The sequence below is a fragment of the Mucilaginibacter sp. P2_A5 genome (assembly GCF_056404995.1).
Map to the genome: position 1 here is coordinate 72,325 of NZ_JBFUCY010000017.1, position 18,895 is coordinate 91,219.

At 41.5% G+C, this 18,895-nt stretch carries 21 protein-coding genes; 10 read left to right on the forward strand and 11 right to left on the reverse strand.

From position 1 onward, the window contains the following. Positions 1–41 precede the first annotated feature (41 nt). The 3 genes from AC1DXF_RS16290 to AC1DXF_RS16300 all read right to left on the reverse strand — a co-directional run bounded on the left by AC1DXF_RS16290 (position 42) and on the right by AC1DXF_RS16300 (position 1,456). Positions 42–713, reverse strand: a complete 672-nt coding sequence (locus AC1DXF_RS16290) for a helix-turn-helix domain-containing protein (protein ID WP_477449781.1) — start codon at positions 711–713, stop codon at positions 42–44. A 61-nt stretch (positions 714–774) separates the two neighbouring features. After that, positions 775–1,104, reverse strand: coding sequence for an ArsR/SmtB family transcription factor (locus AC1DXF_RS16295; protein ID WP_477449782.1), 330 nt, complete (start codon positions 1,102–1,104; stop codon positions 775–777). A gap of 34 nt (positions 1,105–1,138) precedes the next feature. Next, the gene (locus AC1DXF_RS16300) at positions 1,139–1,456 is read right to left on the reverse strand and encodes an ArsR/SmtB family transcription factor (protein ID WP_477449783.1); all 318 of its coding nucleotides are present in this window, start codon (positions 1,454–1,456) and stop codon (positions 1,139–1,141) included. 209 nt (positions 1,457–1,665) lie between these two features. Here AC1DXF_RS16300 and AC1DXF_RS16305 point away from each other — a divergent pair, with 209 nt between their 5' ends. From AC1DXF_RS16305 to AC1DXF_RS16320, 4 genes are all read left to right on the forward strand, one after another. Beyond that, positions 1,666–4,500 carry a TonB-dependent receptor gene (locus AC1DXF_RS16305; RefSeq protein WP_477449784.1) on the forward strand — a complete coding sequence of 945 codons (2,835 nt, stop codon included), beginning with the start codon at positions 1,666–1,668 and terminating at the stop codon, positions 4,498–4,500. A gap of 51 nt (positions 4,501–4,551) precedes the next feature. Beyond that, positions 4,552–5,922: a hypothetical protein gene (locus AC1DXF_RS16310; protein ID WP_477449785.1), complete on the forward strand. Its 1,371-nt coding sequence runs from the start codon at positions 4,552–4,554 to the stop codon at positions 5,920–5,922. 125 nt (positions 5,923–6,047) lie between these two features. Further along, positions 6,048–6,554, forward strand: coding sequence for a hypothetical protein (locus AC1DXF_RS16315; protein ID WP_477449786.1), 507 nt, complete (start codon positions 6,048–6,050; stop codon positions 6,552–6,554). A 195-nt stretch (positions 6,555–6,749) separates the two neighbouring features. Beyond that, positions 6,750–7,955 (forward strand): hypothetical protein, encoded by a 1,206-nt coding sequence (locus AC1DXF_RS16320; protein ID WP_477449787.1) that lies wholly within the window; start codon positions 6,750–6,752, stop codon positions 7,953–7,955. A 21-nt stretch (positions 7,956–7,976) separates the two neighbouring features. Here the strand turns inward: AC1DXF_RS16320 and AC1DXF_RS16325 are convergent, their stop codons facing one another. From AC1DXF_RS16325 to AC1DXF_RS16340, 4 genes are all read right to left on the reverse strand, one after another. Further along, positions 7,977–8,390, reverse strand: coding sequence for an arsenate reductase ArsC (locus tag AC1DXF_RS16325; RefSeq protein WP_477449788.1), 414 nt, complete (start codon positions 8,388–8,390; stop codon positions 7,977–7,979). A 5-nt stretch (positions 8,391–8,395) separates the two neighbouring features. Beyond that, positions 8,396–8,821: an arsenic resistance N-acetyltransferase ArsN2 gene (gene arsN2, locus AC1DXF_RS16330; RefSeq protein ID WP_477449789.1), complete on the reverse strand. Its 426-nt coding sequence runs from the start codon at positions 8,819–8,821 to the stop codon at positions 8,396–8,398. Positions 8,822–8,895: 74 nt separating this feature from the next. Then, on the reverse strand, positions 8,896–9,462 hold the full coding sequence (locus AC1DXF_RS16335) for a DUF6428 family protein (protein ID WP_477449790.1): 567 nt from the start codon (positions 9,460–9,462) through the stop codon (positions 8,896–8,898). 50 nt (positions 9,463–9,512) lie between these two features. Further along, complete coding sequence (locus AC1DXF_RS16340; protein WP_477449791.1) at positions 9,513–9,839, reverse strand: ArsR/SmtB family transcription factor; 327 nt, start codon at positions 9,837–9,839, stop codon at positions 9,513–9,515. Between the two features lie 271 nt (positions 9,840–10,110). On the opposite strand from AC1DXF_RS16340, the gene AC1DXF_RS16345 reads away from it, so the two are divergent. After that, positions 10,111–11,241 carry a lactonase family protein gene (locus AC1DXF_RS16345; protein WP_477449792.1) on the forward strand — a complete coding sequence of 377 codons (1,131 nt, stop codon included), beginning with the start codon at positions 10,111–10,113 and terminating at the stop codon, positions 11,239–11,241. 147 nt (positions 11,242–11,388) lie between these two features. On the opposite strand, the gene AC1DXF_RS16350 is transcribed toward AC1DXF_RS16345, so the two are convergent. The 4 genes from AC1DXF_RS16350 to AC1DXF_RS16365 all read right to left on the reverse strand — a co-directional run bounded on the left by AC1DXF_RS16350 (position 11,389) and on the right by AC1DXF_RS16365 (position 13,395). After that, on the reverse strand, positions 11,389–11,868 hold the full coding sequence (locus AC1DXF_RS16350; protein WP_477449793.1) for a hypothetical protein: 480 nt from the start codon (positions 11,866–11,868) through the stop codon (positions 11,389–11,391). A gap of 45 nt (positions 11,869–11,913) precedes the next feature. After that, the gene (locus AC1DXF_RS16355) at positions 11,914–12,084 is read right to left on the reverse strand and encodes a hypothetical protein (protein ID WP_477449794.1); all 171 of its coding nucleotides are present in this window, start codon (positions 12,082–12,084) and stop codon (positions 11,914–11,916) included. 75 nt (positions 12,085–12,159) lie between these two features. Then, positions 12,160–12,738, reverse strand: coding sequence for a non-canonical purine NTP diphosphatase (locus AC1DXF_RS16360; RefSeq protein WP_477449795.1), 579 nt, complete (start codon positions 12,736–12,738; stop codon positions 12,160–12,162). 66 nt (positions 12,739–12,804) lie between these two features. Continuing rightward, positions 12,805–13,395 carry a hypothetical protein gene (locus AC1DXF_RS16365; RefSeq protein WP_477449796.1) on the reverse strand — a complete coding sequence of 197 codons (591 nt, stop codon included), beginning with the start codon at positions 13,393–13,395 and terminating at the stop codon, positions 12,805–12,807. A gap of 273 nt (positions 13,396–13,668) precedes the next feature. On the opposite strand from AC1DXF_RS16365, the gene AC1DXF_RS16370 reads away from it, so the two are divergent. The 5 genes from AC1DXF_RS16370 to msrB all read left to right on the forward strand — a co-directional run bounded on the left by AC1DXF_RS16370 (position 13,669) and on the right by msrB (position 18,850). Beyond that, complete coding sequence (locus AC1DXF_RS16370; protein ID WP_477449797.1) at positions 13,669–15,105, forward strand: peptidylprolyl isomerase; 1,437 nt, start codon at positions 13,669–13,671, stop codon at positions 15,103–15,105. 9 nt (positions 15,106–15,114) lie between these two features. After that, a complete protein-coding gene (locus AC1DXF_RS16375) occupies positions 15,115–16,077 on the forward strand; it encodes an AAA family ATPase (RefSeq protein WP_477449798.1) in 963 nt (320 codons plus the stop codon). An 8-nt stretch (positions 16,078–16,085) separates the two neighbouring features. Next, positions 16,086–17,387 carry a leucine-rich repeat-containing protein kinase family protein gene (locus AC1DXF_RS16380; RefSeq protein ID WP_477449799.1) on the forward strand — a complete coding sequence of 434 codons (1,302 nt, stop codon included), beginning with the start codon at positions 16,086–16,088 and terminating at the stop codon, positions 17,385–17,387. Between the two features lie 315 nt (positions 17,388–17,702). Further along, complete coding sequence (msrA, locus tag AC1DXF_RS16385) at positions 17,703–18,332, forward strand: peptide-methionine (S)-S-oxide reductase MsrA (protein ID WP_477449800.1); 630 nt, start codon at positions 17,703–17,705, stop codon at positions 18,330–18,332. Next, positions 18,329–18,850, forward strand: a complete 522-nt coding sequence (gene msrB, locus AC1DXF_RS16390; RefSeq protein WP_477449801.1) for a peptide-methionine (R)-S-oxide reductase MsrB — start codon at positions 18,329–18,331, stop codon at positions 18,848–18,850. The genes msrA and msrB overlap by 4 nt, the downstream gene beginning before the upstream one ends. Positions 18,851–18,895: the final 45 nt, after the last annotated feature.

The following is an 18,895-nucleotide window of genomic DNA, read 5'->3' on the forward strand; positions in this document are numbered from 1 at the left end:
ATGTTAATAGTGCCAATAATTAAAAAGGTAAGCGTTTCGTATTAAGGTTTTAATTGGTTGAACTTTTCTTTAGCACTGTCAAGAATAGTGTCCCTGAGGCCGCTTTCGTCCGCCAATTCAGCAATTTTGTAACTGTAATATTCTTGTTTTAAAGTTGGCAGATCGATGTAAAGCACTTTAGATAAGAGTTTAAGTTTATTGGCCTCTAACAACTTTCTGCCCCGTTCAATCCGGCTCACATCGGCGCGATCAATACCTGTTTTTTTCGAAAAAACATCCTGGGTCATATTTAACTCCATCCGGTGGTGTTGGATATATGCCCCAAAATTTGGAAAGGCTTTTTTGACGTCATTTTTAGTGTCCGTTTTCGGCTCGCCTTCTTTTTTGGCCCGCATATCGCCGATGTTCGTAAATAGCATTGAAAACATGGCATTCATTTTAGTAAAAATATCTTGCTCAATGCTATAAAAAAGGGCGTCCTTTAACCCGTATTGTTTAATTATTTTTAAAGTACGCAATTCTGAAATATGCTTATTAATAGTTGCCTGGTTAACCGGAAGGTTTAAGAGCTTTTCTTTTGGGGTATTATTACCATGTTTTATAATTATGCGGACAATGGCAACTCTAACCGGCAATGCCAATGTTTTAGCGAAATTTGACAATTCGTTATCATCAGCATCGAATTTTGTAGCGGTTTTTGTAGAGGAGGTCATTTTTAATTTAAATTGTAACATTACTTTAAAGCAATGTTGCGATCAATGAGCAAAAAAAACGTTAACAGCAACTATCTTCACAATTAACCTCTTTAAAAAAGGCAGCCAATCTTTCCCGGTAAGCGGCCCAGGTAGCATTATCTATACAATAGTTCATGCTTGTTCCTTCAATTTTTCCCTTGATAATTCCGGCCTGTTTCAGCTCCCGCAAATGCTGCGAAATCGTTGGCTGTGCCAGGCCCAAAACCTCAACAAGATCATTACCAATACATTCATTCGCTTTAATTAAATACTCAACAATGGCAATACGGGCGGGATGGGCCAGTGCTTTAAGCATTAATGCCATCTTATTTTGTTCGCTGGTAAAATTAGCCGTCTTTGTTACTCCCATATTGCAATATTACGATTAAACTGAGATAAAAAAATTATTTTTTTTGCATTACATTTAAAAGGCCCCCGAACTGGCCGGTATATTCATCCCAGTTTTTCCAATCCACTTCATATAGAGATTTTTTTCCGTCGTTGGTAAAAATAATGAGCCCTGTATCTACCAACTCCTTTAAATGATGCGATACTGTAGGTTGAGCTAATGGAAGATATTCAACAATTTCACCGCAAGTAAACTTTGGATGCTCTGCGAGTATCCGGAGTATAGCGATTCGTGCAGGATGCGACATGGCTTTTGCAACGAGAGAAATATGTTGGTCGGTCGAAGTAAACTCGTTTTTCTTGTGGATAGCCATTTAATTTTCTTTCCAAAGGTAATATCTGAAATTTATATGTGATAAAAAAATTTGCCGCTGGGGGGCCAAAGTGAAAACTAATTCATCAAAACTTCACGATGTACTTTAATTGTACGTTAAATTCAATATTCAAAATATTCGATTTGATAATATTGTCATAACACTGGCTTAATTTAACGCCGCTACTTTTGCTCTGTTTATTTAATCATATGTATAGCGCAAAATTTTACTTCTCCCTATTTATCCTGCTTTCACTGACGGTAGTTCGTGTTTCGGCGCAATCTTTTGGTAAGATAGCCGGGAAAATCACCGATAAAAAAACCGGTGAAACCTTAATCGGTGCTTCAGTTGGCATAGAAGGCGGCACCGTAGGCACTTCCACAAATGTTGATGGCCGTTATTTATTGGGCAATCTCAAACCAGGTAAATACACCATTATTATGCGCTATATCGGGTATCAAAGTAAATCAATTTCTGATGTGGAAGTAAAAAGCGGGACTGTGGTACAGCTTGATGCTAACCTTGAGGAAGCAAATACGCAGGCCCTGAAAGAAGTGGTAGTTAAAGCTACTTACCGGCAGGAGTCGGTAAATGCATTATATGCAAGGCAAAAAAACAGCATTCAGGTTTCCGATGGTATATCAGCAGATGTAATCAAACGCTCACCAGACAGGAATACGGGTGACGTTTTAAAACGGGTAAGCGGAACATCTGTTCAGGATGGAAAATTTGTAGTTATTCGGGGTTTAGCCGAGCGTTACAACAATAATATGTTAAATGGTTCAACCTTGCCAAGCTCTGAGCCGGATAAGAAGGCGTTTGCATTTGACATTATTCCTGCAAGCCTGGTTGACAACATTATAGTTTATAAAACAGCTACGCCAGACCTTCCAGGCGATTTTGCGGGTGGAACTATTAACACTATCACTAAGGATATTCCAGATAAACAGTTTTTAGAAGCAGCATTGAGCATCGGTTATAACTCGAAAACTACGTTTAAAAATAATTTTATAGATGCGAGGCCAAACGGCAAATATGATTTCCTGGGATTCGATGACGGTTCGAGAAAACTTCCGGACGCCTATTCAAGCGTTAAAGGCAATTATACATCTGGTACCACCAGCGATCAAAAGGTAGCCATAGCACAGCAATTTCCAAATACATTTTATTACAAGGAGGGACAAAGCAGCTTGCCGAATGTGAGCTTCCAGCTTTCAACAGGAAACTCACGTACATCAACAAACGGAAACCGGTTGGGTTACAGTTTCAGCTTAAATTATAGCAACGGTCACCGTGCTTCATTTGGCGACAGGATTGGTTTCACCGGATTTAATGATGCGGCAAAAGAACTTCCATTGTACAGTTTTGACCGCAATATATTCACCAGTTATAAAAGCCTTGGGGGCTTGCTGAATTTTGCCTATACCTTTGGCAGGAGTAAAATTGCTTTAAGAAACCTATATAATAATGACTTTTCGGTAGATTTTGAACAGACCAGCAACGCTTTGAACTTTGAATCGAGCCAAAACGATCCTTTACGGTACAGGGGCTATTCGGTAGAGACGACCCAGAATGGGATCTATTCATCGGTATTAGAAGGGCAACATACCCTTGGCAAAAGAAATATAATTGTTGATTGGAATGCTTCTTACGGCTTGTCATACAGGAACCAGCCCGACCAGCGTATAGTTGCTGTTTACACGCCACTAAACCAACCCGAATATATTTCCTTATCCAGCGAAAATAGTCCTAAGCCAAACGATTTGGGGAGGGTATATTCTAAATTAAATGAAGATATTTATGGTGGCAAACTAAACCTTACGGTTCCTTTTAAATGGATGGAGCTGCCGCAACGGTTAAAATTTGGGGGCTTAATCTCGCACCGCAGCCGCGATTTCAGTATCGACGCACTGGGATACACCGATGCCGTTGGGTTTGGAAACAGGAATATCGCTTTAACCAACGGCTACACCACGGCCAACGTTTTCAGCCCTGAGAGTATTGCAACCAACGGTATCGACCTTTCCCGTCTTGACCAGAGTTCTACCGATTACACAGGTAAAGCTGATCAGGATGCGGGTTACGCTATGTTAGATAATAAGTTTACCAGTAAGCTTCGCCTGGTATGGGGGGCGAGGGTTGAAAGGTATAATCAAACTTTGTTACCTGCCGGCAAAGCGTTACAAGAATATGAAAACACCGATGTTTTACCATCAGGAAACCTAACCTATAGCTTAACCGAAAAAACAAACTTAAGAGCTTCCTATTTCCGTTCAGTTAATAGGCCGGAATTTCGGGAACTGGCCAGCTTTCGTTATTTTGATTATCAAACCAATTTTATCATTACCGGTAATCCGGATTTACAGCGAAGCACAGTTGATAATGCAGACATTCGCTATGAATATTTTCCTTCGGGCGGCGAAATCATCTCTGTGTCGGCATTTTACAAAAAGTTTAAAAATCCAATTGAGCAAATTAACCAGGGTAACGACATCCTGACATACCAAAATGCTTTAAGTGCGAAAGATATCGGTATTGAAGCCGAACTCCGTAAAAAGTTAAACTTTATAGCTGACGGCAGCTTTTTAAAGAATGTTACATTTTATGTGAACGCATCTTACATCAATGCCAAAGTTAAACTGGCCGATGGCCGCGCCGTTTCTACACCATTGCAGGGACAGTCGCCTTATCTTATCAATTCGGGACTTTATTACACTCCCGAAAGCGGCGATTTTTCATTTAACGTACTTTATAACCGTATTGGCGAACGTCTGAAATTCCGCGCAGTAACAGGTGGTGTTGATATTTATGAAAAACCGCGGGATGTTATTGATCTGCAATTGAGCAAATCACTTTTCAATAAACATGCAGAATTAAAACTGACAGTTTCCGATCTGTTGGCCCAGCCGTTCATTTATTATAATAATTATGGCACTACCAGCAGTACCGCTTATAAGGCCGGCGAAGACAAAGTTATACAAAGCCGTTATTCGGGTTTTGGTACAACGCTTTCTTTTAAATACAATTTTGATTTCAAAAAATAACAAACGAAACCAATCCCAATAAAACAAAACACGATTACTATTTAAATTAACATGAAAAAAGCAATTTATTTATTTGGTTCAATAGCCGTTTTGGCCCTTGCATCATGCTCTAAAAGCAAAGATCCCGGAACAACGCCGCCGGTTACAGTAACCAACCAGGACGTTCGCGGTTCGATCACCAAAGACACTCACTGGACTGCCGGTGTAACTTACAGGATACGTGGATATGTTTACGTGGATAATAATGCCACCTTAACCATAGACGCGGGAACAAAAATTGTAAGTAATAAAGATTCGGCCGGGGTTTTAATCATTTACAAAGGCAGCAAAATCAACGCAGCCGGAACAGCAGCCAAGCCAATCGTTTTCACATCGGCAGAAGCTACACCTAAGCCAGGTGATTTTGGTGGATTGGTTGTTGTTGGTAACGCTACTGCAAACGGCAACCATGCCGTACTGGAAGGTGGCGTAGACGTGGCACACCAGGCATTTGGTGGTACCAATGATGCCGACAACTCTGGCGTATTACAATATGTGCGTATTGAATATGGAGGAAAAGCTGTTAACCCGGGCGATGAAGTAAACGGAATGAGTATGTATGCTGTTGGCAGTGGTACAACTATCGACCACATTGAAGTATTACGCGGATTGGACGATGCCTTTGAATTTTTCGGTGGCTCATTCAACGCTAAATATTTGGTTGCGTATAATAACGCCGATGATGACTTTGATTTAGACGATGGATATCATGGCAAAATTCAGTTTGCAATATCTATCAAAGACCCTGCTTTCACTGATAATAAAGGAACAGGAGGCGATATCTCGAACAATTTTGAAGTAGACAACACTACAGATGCGAAAGGCTATTTACTAACCCCGGTAACAAGCCCTAGTTTATCAAACTTTACAGCTATTGGCCCTAATAATGCAACAGGGACTTCAACTGATTACGGTTACAACATGCGTTGGAGAAGGGGAGCTAAATTTATTTTAGCCAACTCAATTGTTATGGGCGGTCAGAGAGCCGGAATGGATATTGACAACGATCCGACTGCACAGTTTTATATCAGCGGAACAAGCGGCTTTTTAAACAGCCTGTTGCAATCATACGGGGATAACTATAAAGTTGATAAATTGGCTACGGCAGGTTTGTTAACAGCCGCGGGTTTAAAAACTTTTGTTGAAACCCGCGACAAAAGTAAAACCTTTGCATCTGCAACAGATGTTGGTTTAACAGATCCTTTTAATAATACCGCGCCTAACTTGCTTCCTAAATCAGGTTCGGCGGCAGCTACTGCAGCAGCTGCGTTTACTGCTACCGCTTTAACTGATGCATTTTTCACTAAAGTTAGTTATGTAGGTGCAATTGATCCGGCTGGTACCGATTGGTCAAAGGCTTCATGGGTTGTTTACGCTAAGTAAATAACTGTAATATAGTAACTTACCAACAAAAGTTAACAAAAAAACCTGGCCGATTGGCCAGGTTTTTTTGTTTTTTATGTAGCGGAGTTTGCTTTTGCCACGTAATTATGAATAAAACTAAACTTATGAAAACATCCTGCAAGCTGCTGATTATTATTTTGCTTTCTGCTATCACTTCGTCCTGCAACAAGGACAAAAAGGCAGAACCCGAAACACCCCTTACCAATTGCCCGGACAACTCAAATTGCTCATACAGCTTTACCGAGAAAGCCGACATTGATCCGCCGGGCAAAATAGTTTCAGGAGACGACAGAGTGTTTTACTATAGCAGTGTTAATACGAAATTGTGTAGCGCCAATACGCAGCTTTATTTTAAAACCCCGGTAAACAGCAATGATTTTACGATCACCGGCAGCCAGATTGCGGCGGGCCAGGCAATATATAATGTTACTTGCCCCTGCTGTGATTTTATCGGCCTGAAACCAATTGGAGGTAAGATTAAAGGGACTAAAGTTAATGCCAATAAGTGGCTTATAAACGCAGTTGTAACGTTGGGCCGCGACCAAACCAAAGCTGCTTTTGATACACTAAAAGTTACCCAATATTTTATACTGAAGGCGCAGATAAAATAAAGCTTATTACCCGTCCTGGATATTTCCCTGCATCTGCTTTTTCCTGCAAATTATAAAGAGTTACTACTGGTAAATAAACGGAAAAAAGGGCCGGTTCAAAGTTTTGAACCGGCCTTTTTTATGCTATCAAAGTACCCTAAAATAAATTTGTGCAGGAGCGAAATATTATTTATATTTAATATACCAATTATTATTATGATCCGCTCCTTTCTCGCGCTCGGAATAACACTGCTGCTGATGGTTTGTGTACCCTCATATGGCCAGGATATGGGCAAGAGGTTTTGTTTTGAGTTTTATGATAATATTTTTAATGTCGAGTTTGATCAATCGATAATTATTGATGCGCCCTCAACGCTGTCGGATACGTCCATTAAGCAATTTTATAAAGATATTGATGCCGGGAGCTACCGGAACGTTGTTGATTCCCTCATCGCTTACAAAGAAAAACGCCAACTGAACGATTGGCTTTATTACCAGCTTGTACGTAAGGTTGCCCAACAGGTAAGTCCGAAAGCAGAAAATTACAACAGGTACACGCTTTACAAATGGTTTTTGATGGCAAAATCTGGTTATGATGCAAGGCTTGCACTGGCCGGTGATAAAATTATATTTTATATTTTAAACGATGAGGATATTTCGGATATCCCGTTTTTTATGATTGATAGTAAAAAATATATGACTTTAAACTATCATGATTTCGTAAAGCTCGATCTGCATCAAAACCAGCCTGTGCCAATTGATATACTTGTTCCCGGGGCGTCAAAATCATTTTCATATAAAGTGACAAGGATGCCCGACTTTAAACCCGAAAACTATTTTACCAAAGAATTGAATTTTAATTATCACAATAAGGAATACTATTTTGAAATTAAATTGAATGCCGATGTGGAAAAAATATTCGCCAATTACCCGGTGATGGATTTTGAATCTTATTTTAATATACCACTCAGTAAAGAAACTTATAGCTCGCTTATCCCCTTTCTTAAAAAAAATGTCAAAGGCATGAGTCAAAAAAAGGGGGTAGATTATTTAATGCGTTTTACACGTTATGCCTTTTTGTATGAAGATGACGAGCAAAACTTCGGAAAAGAAAAGCGAATGTCGCCCGAAGAAACATTGTTTTCGGGACATAGCGATTGTGACGACCGTGCCGCTTTATTCTTTTATTTGGTTAAAGAAGTATACAATCTGCCAATGATCGCGTTGCTATATCCTACCCATATCAATATAGCTGTACAATTTAGCAAGCCTGTTGGTGTCCCCATCATTTATAAAGGGAAAAGCTACTCAACATGCGAGCCAACGCCCCAATCAAATGACCTTAAAATCGGCCAGGTATCGGCCAAACTAAAAAACACGCCCTATCAGGTGGTTTATCAATATGAACCAGACAATCAATAGGCGTTGTTTAAGTTCAATGGTTTATAAGAGCGTGTTTACAAAATTGGCCGCGTAGGCTTTGATAATATCCCTTACGTTTCTAAACTCATTTAATACTTCTTCGGGTGTGCCCTTCGCCTTTGCCGGATCGGGAAAGTTGTGGTGAAAACGCTGCACATTACCCGGGAAAAACGGACAGGCCTCATTGGCATTATCGCAAACGGTTATTACATAATCAAACGGAATATTGACGTACTCATCCACATGGTTTGATGTGTGTTTTGAAATGTCGATATGATCTTCGGCCATTACCTGGATGGCTTTGGGGTTAACGCCATGGGTTTCTATCCCGGCGCTGTAAACGTTGGCTTTATCGCCCGCGAAGAAGCGCAGGTAACCTTCGGCCAGCTGGCTGCGGCAGCTGTTGCCGGTACATAGTACTAAAATATTTTTCATGCTTTTTATAATATTTTCTTCATGACAATGGCCGATTGAGGGCACACATGGCTAAACTCTGTTGATTGCTGAACTTCGGCCGGAACCTGGGCCCGGGTAATTTTTTGATACCCTTTTTTACTGAAATATTCCGGCGCTGTTTCTGTAAGTAAATAAATTTCCCGGAGCGGTTTCGCGGCGGCGAGCCTTTCTACATTATCAAGTAGCTGGTTAGCGATACCTTTACCGCGATAAGCCGCCGATACAGCTACCGAACGCAGCAAACCATAGCTGTCATAAATTTCGATGCCTGCTACACCTATTATATCTTCATCCTGTTTGGCTACCACAAAATTTTCAAGTGTTTGCGGCAAATCATCAGAGGGGAGCTTTTCTGTCGCCAGCAGGTCAATCACTTTTGCCCTGTAGTTTTCTGCTTTTTCTATTTGCATGGCTTATTAAATACGTAATTATATCCTAAACACTGGCTTTGCTTTGCGCTTTATGCCTTCGACTTTTAGCTCAATCAGCAACAGCCCGAGCCCGGTGTACAGCATGCAGTATCAGCAGCAAGGTTTTTCAATTGAATTTTTGGCTTTACCGCAACAGCGGGTGTACAGCATTCTTCGCCTTTATCATTGGTGCCGCAACTCCCGCCTCTTTCTATCGCTTTGCATTGCACGGCATCGGGCCTTAGGTCAACAACCAGGTTATCGCCGTCTATCAATAACTCTTTCGGCAGCATTTGGCGGGTATCAAATTCCGAATTGCCAAATTCAATTTTCACCGTTCCGTTGGGGTTTAAAGGTAGCGCTTTCTCTACCAGGTTAACAATTGAAAGCGCTTTGCCAACTTTCATGGCCCTGTCCTGCTGCTGGCCTTCGGGTTCCCATAGTTGTACAATAATTTCCGTCCAGGCATTCATTACACCGCCACAATCTACTGATGTAATGGGCGCCTGTTTTATTTCGGTAATATGATAGGCTGCATCTACCCATTGGTTTTCTGCATATTGAAACTGCAGCGTTAAATCGGGGTGTTGTTCCAATGTATCTTTAAATGTTCTCCAGGTGATTGCGTGTGTCTTATTCATGATTTTTAATTTTATTATTGCAATATTACGATTGATTTGTTCAAATTTTTTTACCAGCACTTAGGCGCTTCGTAAGCTGCAAAAAAGCCGCTTAATTCCTTGCTCAGCATATCCCACACTACCGGATTAATACAATAGCAAACACTTACACCTTCAATAGTACCCTGTATAAGCCCTGCTGTTTTTAATTCCTTTAAATGCTGCGAGATGGTGGGCTGGGCCAGGCCCAGTTCGTCGGCCAGGTCGCCACAAATACAGGCATTCGTTTTGATGATCTGTTGTAAAATAGCTATACGTGCCGGATGCGCCATTGCTTTTAGCATAATAGCCAGCTTGTTTTGCTCGTCGGTAAATATTTCGGTTTTTGTTAAGCCCATAATTTATATTGCAATATTACGATTAATATTGCAAATGCAAGAGAAAAATGAAAATAATTTGGTTTTACTAAAGCGAAAAGATTATTCGTTTAAAGGCGGGTCGATATAAGTGCGGGTTGATTACATAGTACTAATTTATATTCCATGGGCAATGCGTTTGCAAAACAGTCTCTTTTGATAAACAGCTACTTTTTCAGTGCCCTCCCTAAACATCAGGTCCTTTTTTTTGTCTATTTTATTAACTTGCGCTCTATAATCAATTCGCACCCATATGAAAAAAGTTTTTTTGCTCTTAGCATTGCTATGCCCGCTGCTTAATTACGCCCAGGATAAAAAACCAATTCCCAAATCGTTCGATCTTATTGTAGGTACCTACACTACCGGCACCAGTAAGGGTATTGTGGTGTATCGTTTTTACACCCAGAGTGGTAAACTGGCTTATTTAAGCCAGATAGATGGCGTTACCAACCCATCGTACCTCACCATCAGCAAAAACAATAAATTTATTTACGCCGTAAACGAAGTTACCAAGGGCGAAGTAAGTGCATTTTCATTTGATGCCAAAACCGGCAAAATAGATTTTATCAACAAGCAATCATCTTTAGGTGCCGACCCATGTTATATTGCTGTAGATAAAGCACAAAAAAATGTGTTTGTAGCCAACTATTCAAGTGGCCAGGTTGCTGTACTGCCTGTTAATAAGGACGGCTCATTAGGCAATGGCATTGAAACTGTGCGCAATGAAGAAGGTAAAGGCCCCAACAAAGAACGCCAGGAAGGCCCGCATGCCCACATGAGTATATTATCGCCCGATGAAAAATACCTGTTTTATAACGATTTGGGTACCGACAGGATAAACATTTACCGTTATCGTCCGGGCAAAGCATCGCCATTAACCGATCCTGCTTTTGTTAGCGTTTCTCCTGGCGAAGGCCCCCGTCACCTGGAATATTCTTTGGATAAAAAGCATGTTTACCTGGCAACAGAAATGGGTTCGAATGTATTTGTGTTTGATTATGACAACGGCAAGTTTAAACAGAAACAGGTAATAACATTACTCCCCGATGGATTTACAGGCAAAACAGCTGCCGCAGCTATCCACCTATCACCAGATGGCCGTTTTCTGTACGTATCAAACCGGTTAGAAACCAACGAAATTATTTGTTACGCTGTAAACCAGGAAACCGGCGGACTTACCTTTGTATCACGCCAATCAACCTACGGTAAAAACCCACGCGATTTTGCTATCGACCCGTCGGGCAGCTATATGGTTGTAGCCAACCAGGGCAGCGATAGTATCTTTGTATTTAAGATAGACCAAAACACAGGCAAGTTGCAGCAAACCGGCATTAAAATAGAAATTGGCAACCCCGTTTGTTTGAAATTTACAACAGCGGAGTAGTTTTGAGGGGAAAGGTAAAAGGCAAAAGGTAAAAGGAGCTTATTAGTTAAAAACAAAAAGGGGTAAGCACTGCTGTAAATTGCGCTTACCCCCTTTTTCTCTTGATATAAAAGGAAAACCTTTTACCTTTCGCCTTTTACCTTTCTCCTAATTTTTAGTGAATGAATAAATAATATACCCGTTACTACCGCCTACATCAACAGCCGATTTAAGTACCATTGCCTTGCCATCGTTACTGGCAATATCTAATCGATAGCCTTCGGCTACGTTTTTAGGTTTATCTCCCTGGTAAATTTTCTTAAACTGAAATTGAGTCCCTGTTGAGCCGCCGTTATAAACCGACCAGAAAATAGTTTGAGCAGTGCCGTTGCTTAAGGTATAAATACCGTTGCCGCTATTGGTTAATTTCCAGGTGCTGCCAACAAACGCTTCGGGGGCAGCCTGGTCAAACACATTTTGAACTGCGCCTTGTACAAGGCCCTGGTAGCTTACGTTATTCAATGTCCAGGTGCCGGTGAATTTACCGCGGGATACATTAGTTGTAGTTGCATTTTGCGGGGTTGAACAGGCCGCGAATAGAAAAATAAGGGATAGGATCGCTATCGGTGTTTTTAGTAAATTTTTCATGACAGAAGTTATTTAATGCATATAAGCATAAACCCTGCCAAAAGCTTAACTATACTTAACTATGTTTGATTTAAGTTGCTTATCAATTTCGAATAAACGCTGGTTAATGGATGCAACTAACAGGTCGGCCTCTTTAACGTTTTTAAGGCTTTTGGCAAAACGATGGTCGGTATCTTTTGAAAATAACGAGCTGCTGATTTTATTAATAAGATTCATCGGTAATATAGTTTACACGCCATTTTACGCAAATAAGCCATCCAGGGTTACGAAAATTAACTGAAATTGTCTTTTTTAAGTTTTACTTAAAAAATCAACCAGTTTCTCCATAGCTTTTGCCCGGTGACTGATCTGGTTTTTCTCGTCCATGCTCATTTCTGCAAAGGTTATGCTGTAGCCATCGGGCTCAAATATTGGGTCGTAACCAAAGCCGTCTGTTCCGCTGGGTTCGGTGCGAATGGTTCCTTCAACTGTTCCATCAAAAAAATGCTCTTCGCCGTTCCATATTAATGATATTACGGTACAAAACCGCGCTTTACGGTTGGGATTGTCCTTTAAATTATCCAGTACCTTATTAATATTGGCTGCATGGTTACCATGTTCGCCGGCGTACCGGGCCGAGTAAACCCCTGGTTCGCCGTTTAGTGCATCTATCTCCAACCCGCTGTCGTCGCCAAAACAATTAAGCTCATATTTCTGGTAAATGTATCGGCTTTTTATGGAGGCATTTGCCTTAAAGGTAGTACCCGTTTCTTCAATATCGTCAAAACAGCCAATATCATTAAGGGTAAGCAGCTTAATTTTACCCTGAAGTTTGGCTTCTACTTCTTCAAGTTTGTGACGATTATTGGTGGCGAATACTAATTCTGTCATGTTGAATCGATTTGAGAATTTGAAGATGATGTTTTTACGAGAATAATCCCATTTTCAATCTTCAAATTATAGTGTCTTCATTTGTTCCCAAAAAGCTTTCTTATGCTCAACGTTATCCATCATTTCGCCAAAACTAAAACTATATAGGCTGGTAAAGCCGCCTGATGATTTGGGAGTATTTAACGCCAAGGGCGGAATTCCCGGTGGTAGTGCTTTGTTACCTAACACCAATAATTTTGAAGGCTTGAAAAAACTCAACAACTCATTGTATGCTGTGTTTACTTGTTTGGCTACGTTAACAATAGCTATATCGTCTACACTTAAATCCTTCCGCTTAATAATATTAGTTAAAGCAGTTAAATGAGCATCATTAATAAATTCGGTTTCGGGGTAATGTACCAGTACCAAAAAGCTTTTTTGATTTTTACCCAGATAATTAAAACTAATGGGTAGCGTTTTAATTTCAGGCGCGGGTGCAGCCGGTTCGGCCTGCTTGATAACAGGTATCGGTTCTTTGGCTATAGGGGCTACGTTTACAATATTTTCAATTTCGGGTTCGGCTATTGCAAGGTTTTCGTATATGGCTTTATCTGCTTTTAGCAAATAAAGCTCATCCTGTAAAATAAAGCGCAGGGCAACCGGGTTTTCAACTTTCACTTTAACAAATTTTAACCAAAAGTAGTTAAACCGTTTGAAGCATTATAACCATATTAGCACAATTATAGCTTACACTTAGTCTGAAGCCTGAAGTACTAAGTTTTAAGTCAAAAAAAGATGTGTTTCGACCTCTGACTTTAAACTAAAGACTACCGACTTAATACTCTGTTTTTTATTGAAATTAATTGTACAGCTATAATTAATAAATTTTACCGAAATTTGAAGTTTTAACGGAATCGTTATTTCCGTTTTATTTAGTACATAAAGCATTACATGAGAAAGTTAGGGTTATTAGTTTTAGGATTTATCTCCATTATATCAGTTGCCAGGGCGCAGGTTACTTTAGATGCCACAGCAGCCAAACCAGATACCAGCACAGCCAGAACGCCAGGAAAAACATTGGATAAAATTGCCGCCGTTGTTGGTAACAGCCCTATTTTATTATCAGATATTGAACTATCATACGCCCGTTACCTTGTTGAGGGTATGCAGCCAAACCCGGCGGTAAAATGCCAGATACTGCAATCGTTATTAACCCAAAAATTATTGGCACAGCAGGCCGTTATTGATAGTATCGATGTAAAGGATGATGATATTGATGCCAGTGTTGATCGCCGCATGCGCGAAATGATGCAGCGTGCCGGTGGCCAGGATAAACTGGAAGCATTTTTAGGCCGGTCGATAATACAATACAAAGACGAGATTCGCCCGGATATGAAGGAGCAGATGATTGCTCAAAGAATGCAACAAAAAATAACCGAAAAGCTTAATGTTACCCCCCAGGATGTTAAAGACTATTTTAACAAAATGGCTAAAGATAGCCTGCCCTCCTTTAATAAAGAGGTTGAAGTTGGTGAAATCGTTTTTCAGCCTAAACTAAGTAAAGAAGAAAAACAGCTTTATAAAGAAAAAGCAGAAGAATTGCTTGCCCGCGTTAAAAAAGGCGAGGACTTTGGAACATTAGCGCGCTTGTACTCACAAGACCCCCAATCCGCAGTTGAGGGTGGCGACCTTGGCTTTGCCGATCGTACAACATTTGTAAAAGAATTTACAGCCAACGCCTTTAAACTTAAAGCCGGCGAAATTTCGCCTGTGTTTGAAACCGATTTCGGCTTTCACTTTTTGCAGGTTATTGAGCGCCGTGGCGAGCAGGTACACGTAAGGCATATCCTGATATCACCAGCTACTACCCAGGCCAGTTTGGATAGGGCCAAAGCCAAAGCCGATAGTATTTATACACTGATGATGGTGCATAAAAAAGACCTGGATTTTTCTGCTGCCGCGAATTTTTATTCGGATGATAAAGAAACTAAGTTTAACGGCGGCATGATGCTGAACGCCGAGAACGTGCAAACCCGTACAACGTTTATCCCTACCGATAAGCTTGACCCAAAAGTGGCCCTGGTTGTTGATACCATGAAAGTGGGCAGCATATCAAAACCTGATATATTCACGGGTGCCGATGGTAAAAAAAGCTATAAAATACTATACCTTAAATCGGCCACCGATGCCCATAAAGCCAACCTAGCGCAGGATTTTCCTAAACTAAAGGACCTTGCCTACCAGGATAAAAATACCAGGGTAGTAAACCAATGGTTTGATAAACGCCGCAAGCAAACTTTCATCAAAATTGACCCTGAATACCAGGCTTGCGATATATTAAAAAAATGGTTAACCCCACCAGCAACTACTACAGCACAAGCTAAATAATACAATCCTATGCCACACCGCTCAGATGTTGAAGCTGCAGATGCTTTAAAGCTGGCTTACCAGCAAATACGTGCCGAAATTGGTAAAGTTATTATTGGGCAGGACGAGGTTGTCAAGTTTGTGCTGATATCTATTTTCAGCAACGGACATTGTTTATTGGTGGGCGTACCCGGTTTGGCCAAAACGCTATTAGTGCAAACGGTATCGCAGGTATTAGACCTTGATTTCAAACGCATCCAGTTTACGCCCGACCTGATGCCATCTGATATCATTGGCTCTGAAATATTAGGCGAAGACCGCAATTTTAAATTTATACCCGGCCCGGTTTTCAGTAACATCATCCTGGCCGATGAAATAAACCGTACCCCGCCCAAAACCCAGGCCGCTTTATTAGAGGCCATGCAGGAAAAAGCGGTTACGGCTGCCGGCATAACCCATAGGCTGGCACAGCCATTTTTTGTGCTGGCCACGCAAAATCCTATTGAGCAGGAAGGTACCTATCCGCTGCCCGAGGCACAATTGGATAGGTTTATGTTCAACGTGGCATTAAACTACCCCTCATTTAAAGAGGAATTGCAGGTTGTTAAAAACACCACCAGTACTTTAAAGGTTGATGTAAAGAAGATCCTGAATGCCGAACAGATCATTTATTTTCAGCAACTGGTACGCAACATCCCGGTTACCGATAATGTGATGGAATACGCGGTAAAACTGGTATCAAAAACCCGCCCCAATACCGAATTTGCCGCGCCGCAAATAAACCGGTTATTAACATGGGGCGCCGGCCCGCGGGCATCACAATTTTTGATACTTGGTGCCAAATGCCATGCCGTTATTAACGGAAAATATTCGCCCGATATTGAAGATGTGCAAGCAGTTGCCAAGCCTATTTTAACACACCGCATCGTGCGTAGTTACCATGCCGAGGCAGAAGGTTTATCGGCCGCAAATATTATTGAAGGGCTGTTTTAATAACCCCCATGCAAACTTTATTACAATTACAAAACGGCGAACTAAAAGGTGCAACTTCGCTTACGCTTTCTGAGGGACTCTCGCATTTTCCGGAAGAAATATTTGAGCTGGCGGACACCCTTGAAAAGCTCGATCTTTCCTACAATAACATTAGTGCATTGCCTCCTGATTTTGGCAGGCTAAAAAAGCTGAAGGTGTTTTTTTGTTCGGAAAACCTATTCACGGTTCTACCCGAACTATTGGCCGACTGCCCGCTGCTGGATATTGCCGGTTTTAAAGCAAATAATATAAATACGGTTCCTGCAAAATCGCTTAACCCCAACCTGCGCTGGCTAATACTTACCAATAACAACATTGCAGAGTTGCCTGCCGAAATTGGTAACTGCAAAAGGATGCAAAAACTAATGCTTGCCGGTAACCAACTGACTACGTTGCCGCAGGAGCTTAGCAATTGCAGCAACCTGGAGCTGCTGCGAATTTCTGCCAATAGACTAAGCGAATTGCCTCAATGGCTTTTACAAATGCCACGGCTTTCATGGCTGGCATTTTCCGGAAACCCTTTTTGCACTATCCCCGTTGTACAGCCACTTGACCTTATCCATTGGGATGAACTGGAATTGAACGGGCACCTTGGCGAAGGTGCATCTGGTATTATATCCAAAGCCTCGTGGCGCAATGCGACAGCAAGGCAAGAAGTAGCCATAAAAATCTTTAAAGGGGCAGTTACCAGCGATGGCTCACCGGAAGATGAAATGAATACTTGTATTGCCGCCGATGTACATCCCGGATTGGTGCGGCTGGTTGGACAAATAAAAGGGCACCCCGAAGATAAAAAAGGCCTGGTAATGGGATTAATTCCACCCTCTTTTTACAACCTGGGCCTGCCGCCCAGTTTACAAAGCTGCACCCGGGATGTATTCAGGGATACCCTGACGCTTGGAGTTTGGCAAATAGTAAAAATTGCCGGCACAATAGCTTCCGTTGCAGTTCAGTTACATGACCGGGGTATTATGCACAGCGACATGTATGCCCATAATACCCTCATAGATGATGAGGCGAATACCTTGTTTGGCGACTTTGGCGCTGCTTGCTTTTACGATAAAAATGACGGTGATTTGGCCCGCGCGCTCGAACGGCTTGAGGTAAGGGCTTTTGGTTGTTTGCTGGACGATTTGCTTAGTTTAAGTAATGAACAAAGTAACGATACTTTGACAAAACTGGGCATTATCAGGGATGCATGTATGGTGCAGGATGTTTTAGCGAGACCAGGTTTTCGATATTTAGATGACGAATTGCAGAAATTGCAATAAACCAACACGGGTAGCCAGAAACCTTGAAAGCATGAAAAATAAGCTTACCTGAAACCAGGCTTATAATGCCCAAATTTAACACGTTGTCCTTCCACTTGTCCACCAGTCAATTTTATCCGGCGCTTTTCTTTATTGTCCCGATAGGGTTTCGTTGTAAATTTGTTTATACCTAACACCTGCTTTACCAACAAAATATCACCTTTGAGTAAAAATCTGTAGGAATCACAGCAAATAGCCTAAGCGGGCTTACCTGCTTGCGGTTTTTTACGTTAGTAATTACAGGATGCTATTAAGTATCATATATCAATCTAAAACATGAAAAAAATAACATTTCAAATACTGCTATTCATCATTACCGGGGCATCAGTGTTTGCCAGGCCTGTCATCAACCCCAACAATTCAAACTCCCCTAAAATTGATACCGCGACTTTTGCCACCGGATGTTTCTGGTGTACCGAGGCCAAGTTTCAACAAATAGCAGGTGTTGTAAAAGTGGTATCGGGTTTTGCAGGCGGCCACGTGGCCAATCCAAGTTATGAGCTGGTTTGCACCGGTACTACCGGCCATGCAGAAACCTGCAATATCATTTACGATCCGGCTAAGGTTACTTATGACGAATTATTAGCCGCGTTTTTTGTGGCACACGACCCTACCCAGCTAAACCGCCAGGGCAATGATGTGGGTACGCAATACCGATCGGCTATATTTTATCATAACGCTGCGCAAAAACAAAAGGCGGAGTATTATATCAATAAGCTGAATGCCGAAAAGGTTTATCCCAACAAAATAGTTACCCAGGTAAATCCATATACCGTTTTTTACAAGGCAGAAAATTATCACCAGAACTATTTTAACCAGAATGGCGAACAACCTTACTGTAAATATGTGATACAGCCCGAGCTGGAAAAATTCAGAAGCGTATTTAAAGGAAAACTGAAGAAATGAGATCAGCGATAATAGCATTTGCAATTTTAACAGGATTGGCGTGTGGAGCAAACGCACAACACCTTAAATCAAACAAAGGGCACGAGAATAACCCCTACTACTCCAATACCGATACCAGGCATTTAACAGTAAGCGATGCGGAGTGGAAAAAGATCCTGCCGCCGGCTTTATATGCCACCGCCCGCGAGCAAGCCACCGAGCGGCCTTTTACCGGCCAGTACTGGGACAAAAATGCTAAAGGAACATATTACTGTGCCGTTTGCGGTAACGAACTGTTCCGCTCGGATGCCAAGTTTGCCAGCAATTGCGGCTGGCCCAGCTTTTACCAGGCGGTGCATAAAAACAGCGTAGTTTATAAAGAAGATAACTCCGTGGGTATGCAGCGTACCGAAGTAATCTGCTCCCGCTGCGATTCGCACCTTGGTCATATTTTTGACGATGGCCCGCCGCCAACATTTAAGCGGTTTTGTATGAACTCTATCTCGCTGGATTTTGAGCCGGATGGCTTGGGGAAATAACCCTTTTGCGCGGCCTGAAATGTTAAATCTGATAATTTAACATTT

Excerpts from the sequence above, each read along its gene's own strand:
- AC1DXF_RS16290 (WP_477449781.1), bottom strand. The coding sequence starts at position 713 with ATGACCTCCTCTACAAAAACCGCTACAAAATTCGATGCTGATGATAAC.
- AC1DXF_RS16295 (WP_477449782.1), bottom strand. The coding sequence starts at position 1,104 with ATGGGAGTAACAAAGACGGCTAATTTTACCAGCGAACAAAATAAGATG.
- AC1DXF_RS16300 (WP_477449783.1), bottom strand. The coding sequence starts at position 1,456 with ATGGCTATCCACAAGAAAAACGAGTTTACTTCGACCGACCAACATATT.
- AC1DXF_RS16305 (WP_477449784.1), top strand. The coding sequence starts at position 1,666 with ATGTATAGCGCAAAATTTTACTTCTCCCTATTTATCCTGCTTTCACTG.
- AC1DXF_RS16310 (WP_477449785.1), top strand. The coding sequence starts at position 4,552 with ATGAAAAAAGCAATTTATTTATTTGGTTCAATAGCCGTTTTGGCCCTT.
- AC1DXF_RS16315 (WP_477449786.1), top strand. The coding sequence starts at position 6,048 with ATGAAAACATCCTGCAAGCTGCTGATTATTATTTTGCTTTCTGCTATC.
- AC1DXF_RS16320 (WP_477449787.1), top strand. The coding sequence starts at position 6,750 with ATGATCCGCTCCTTTCTCGCGCTCGGAATAACACTGCTGCTGATGGTT.
- AC1DXF_RS16325 (WP_477449788.1), bottom strand. The coding sequence starts at position 8,390 with ATGAAAAATATTTTAGTACTATGTACCGGCAACAGCTGCCGCAGCCAG.
- arsN2 (WP_477449789.1), bottom strand. The coding sequence starts at position 8,821 with ATGCAAATAGAAAAAGCAGAAAACTACAGGGCAAAAGTGATTGACCTG.
- AC1DXF_RS16335 (WP_477449790.1), bottom strand. The coding sequence starts at position 9,462 with ATGAATAAGACACACGCAATCACCTGGAGAACATTTAAAGATACATTG.
- AC1DXF_RS16340 (WP_477449791.1), bottom strand. The coding sequence starts at position 9,839 with ATGGGCTTAACAAAAACCGAAATATTTACCGACGAGCAAAACAAGCTG.
- AC1DXF_RS16345 (WP_477449792.1), top strand. The coding sequence starts at position 10,111 with ATGAAAAAAGTTTTTTTGCTCTTAGCATTGCTATGCCCGCTGCTTAAT.
- AC1DXF_RS16350 (WP_477449793.1), bottom strand. The coding sequence starts at position 11,868 with ATGAAAAATTTACTAAAAACACCGATAGCGATCCTATCCCTTATTTTT.
- AC1DXF_RS16355 (WP_477449794.1), bottom strand. The coding sequence starts at position 12,084 with ATGAATCTTATTAATAAAATCAGCAGCTCGTTATTTTCAAAAGATACC.
- AC1DXF_RS16360 (WP_477449795.1), bottom strand. The coding sequence starts at position 12,738 with ATGACAGAATTAGTATTCGCCACCAATAATCGTCACAAACTTGAAGAA.
- AC1DXF_RS16370 (WP_477449797.1), top strand. The coding sequence starts at position 13,669 with ATGAGAAAGTTAGGGTTATTAGTTTTAGGATTTATCTCCATTATATCA.
- AC1DXF_RS16375 (WP_477449798.1), top strand. The coding sequence starts at position 15,115 with ATGCCACACCGCTCAGATGTTGAAGCTGCAGATGCTTTAAAGCTGGCT.
- AC1DXF_RS16380 (WP_477449799.1), top strand. The coding sequence starts at position 16,086 with ATGCAAACTTTATTACAATTACAAAACGGCGAACTAAAAGGTGCAACT.
- msrA (WP_477449800.1), top strand. The coding sequence starts at position 17,703 with ATGAAAAAAATAACATTTCAAATACTGCTATTCATCATTACCGGGGCA.
- msrB (WP_477449801.1), top strand. The coding sequence starts at position 18,329 with ATGAGATCAGCGATAATAGCATTTGCAATTTTAACAGGATTGGCGTGT.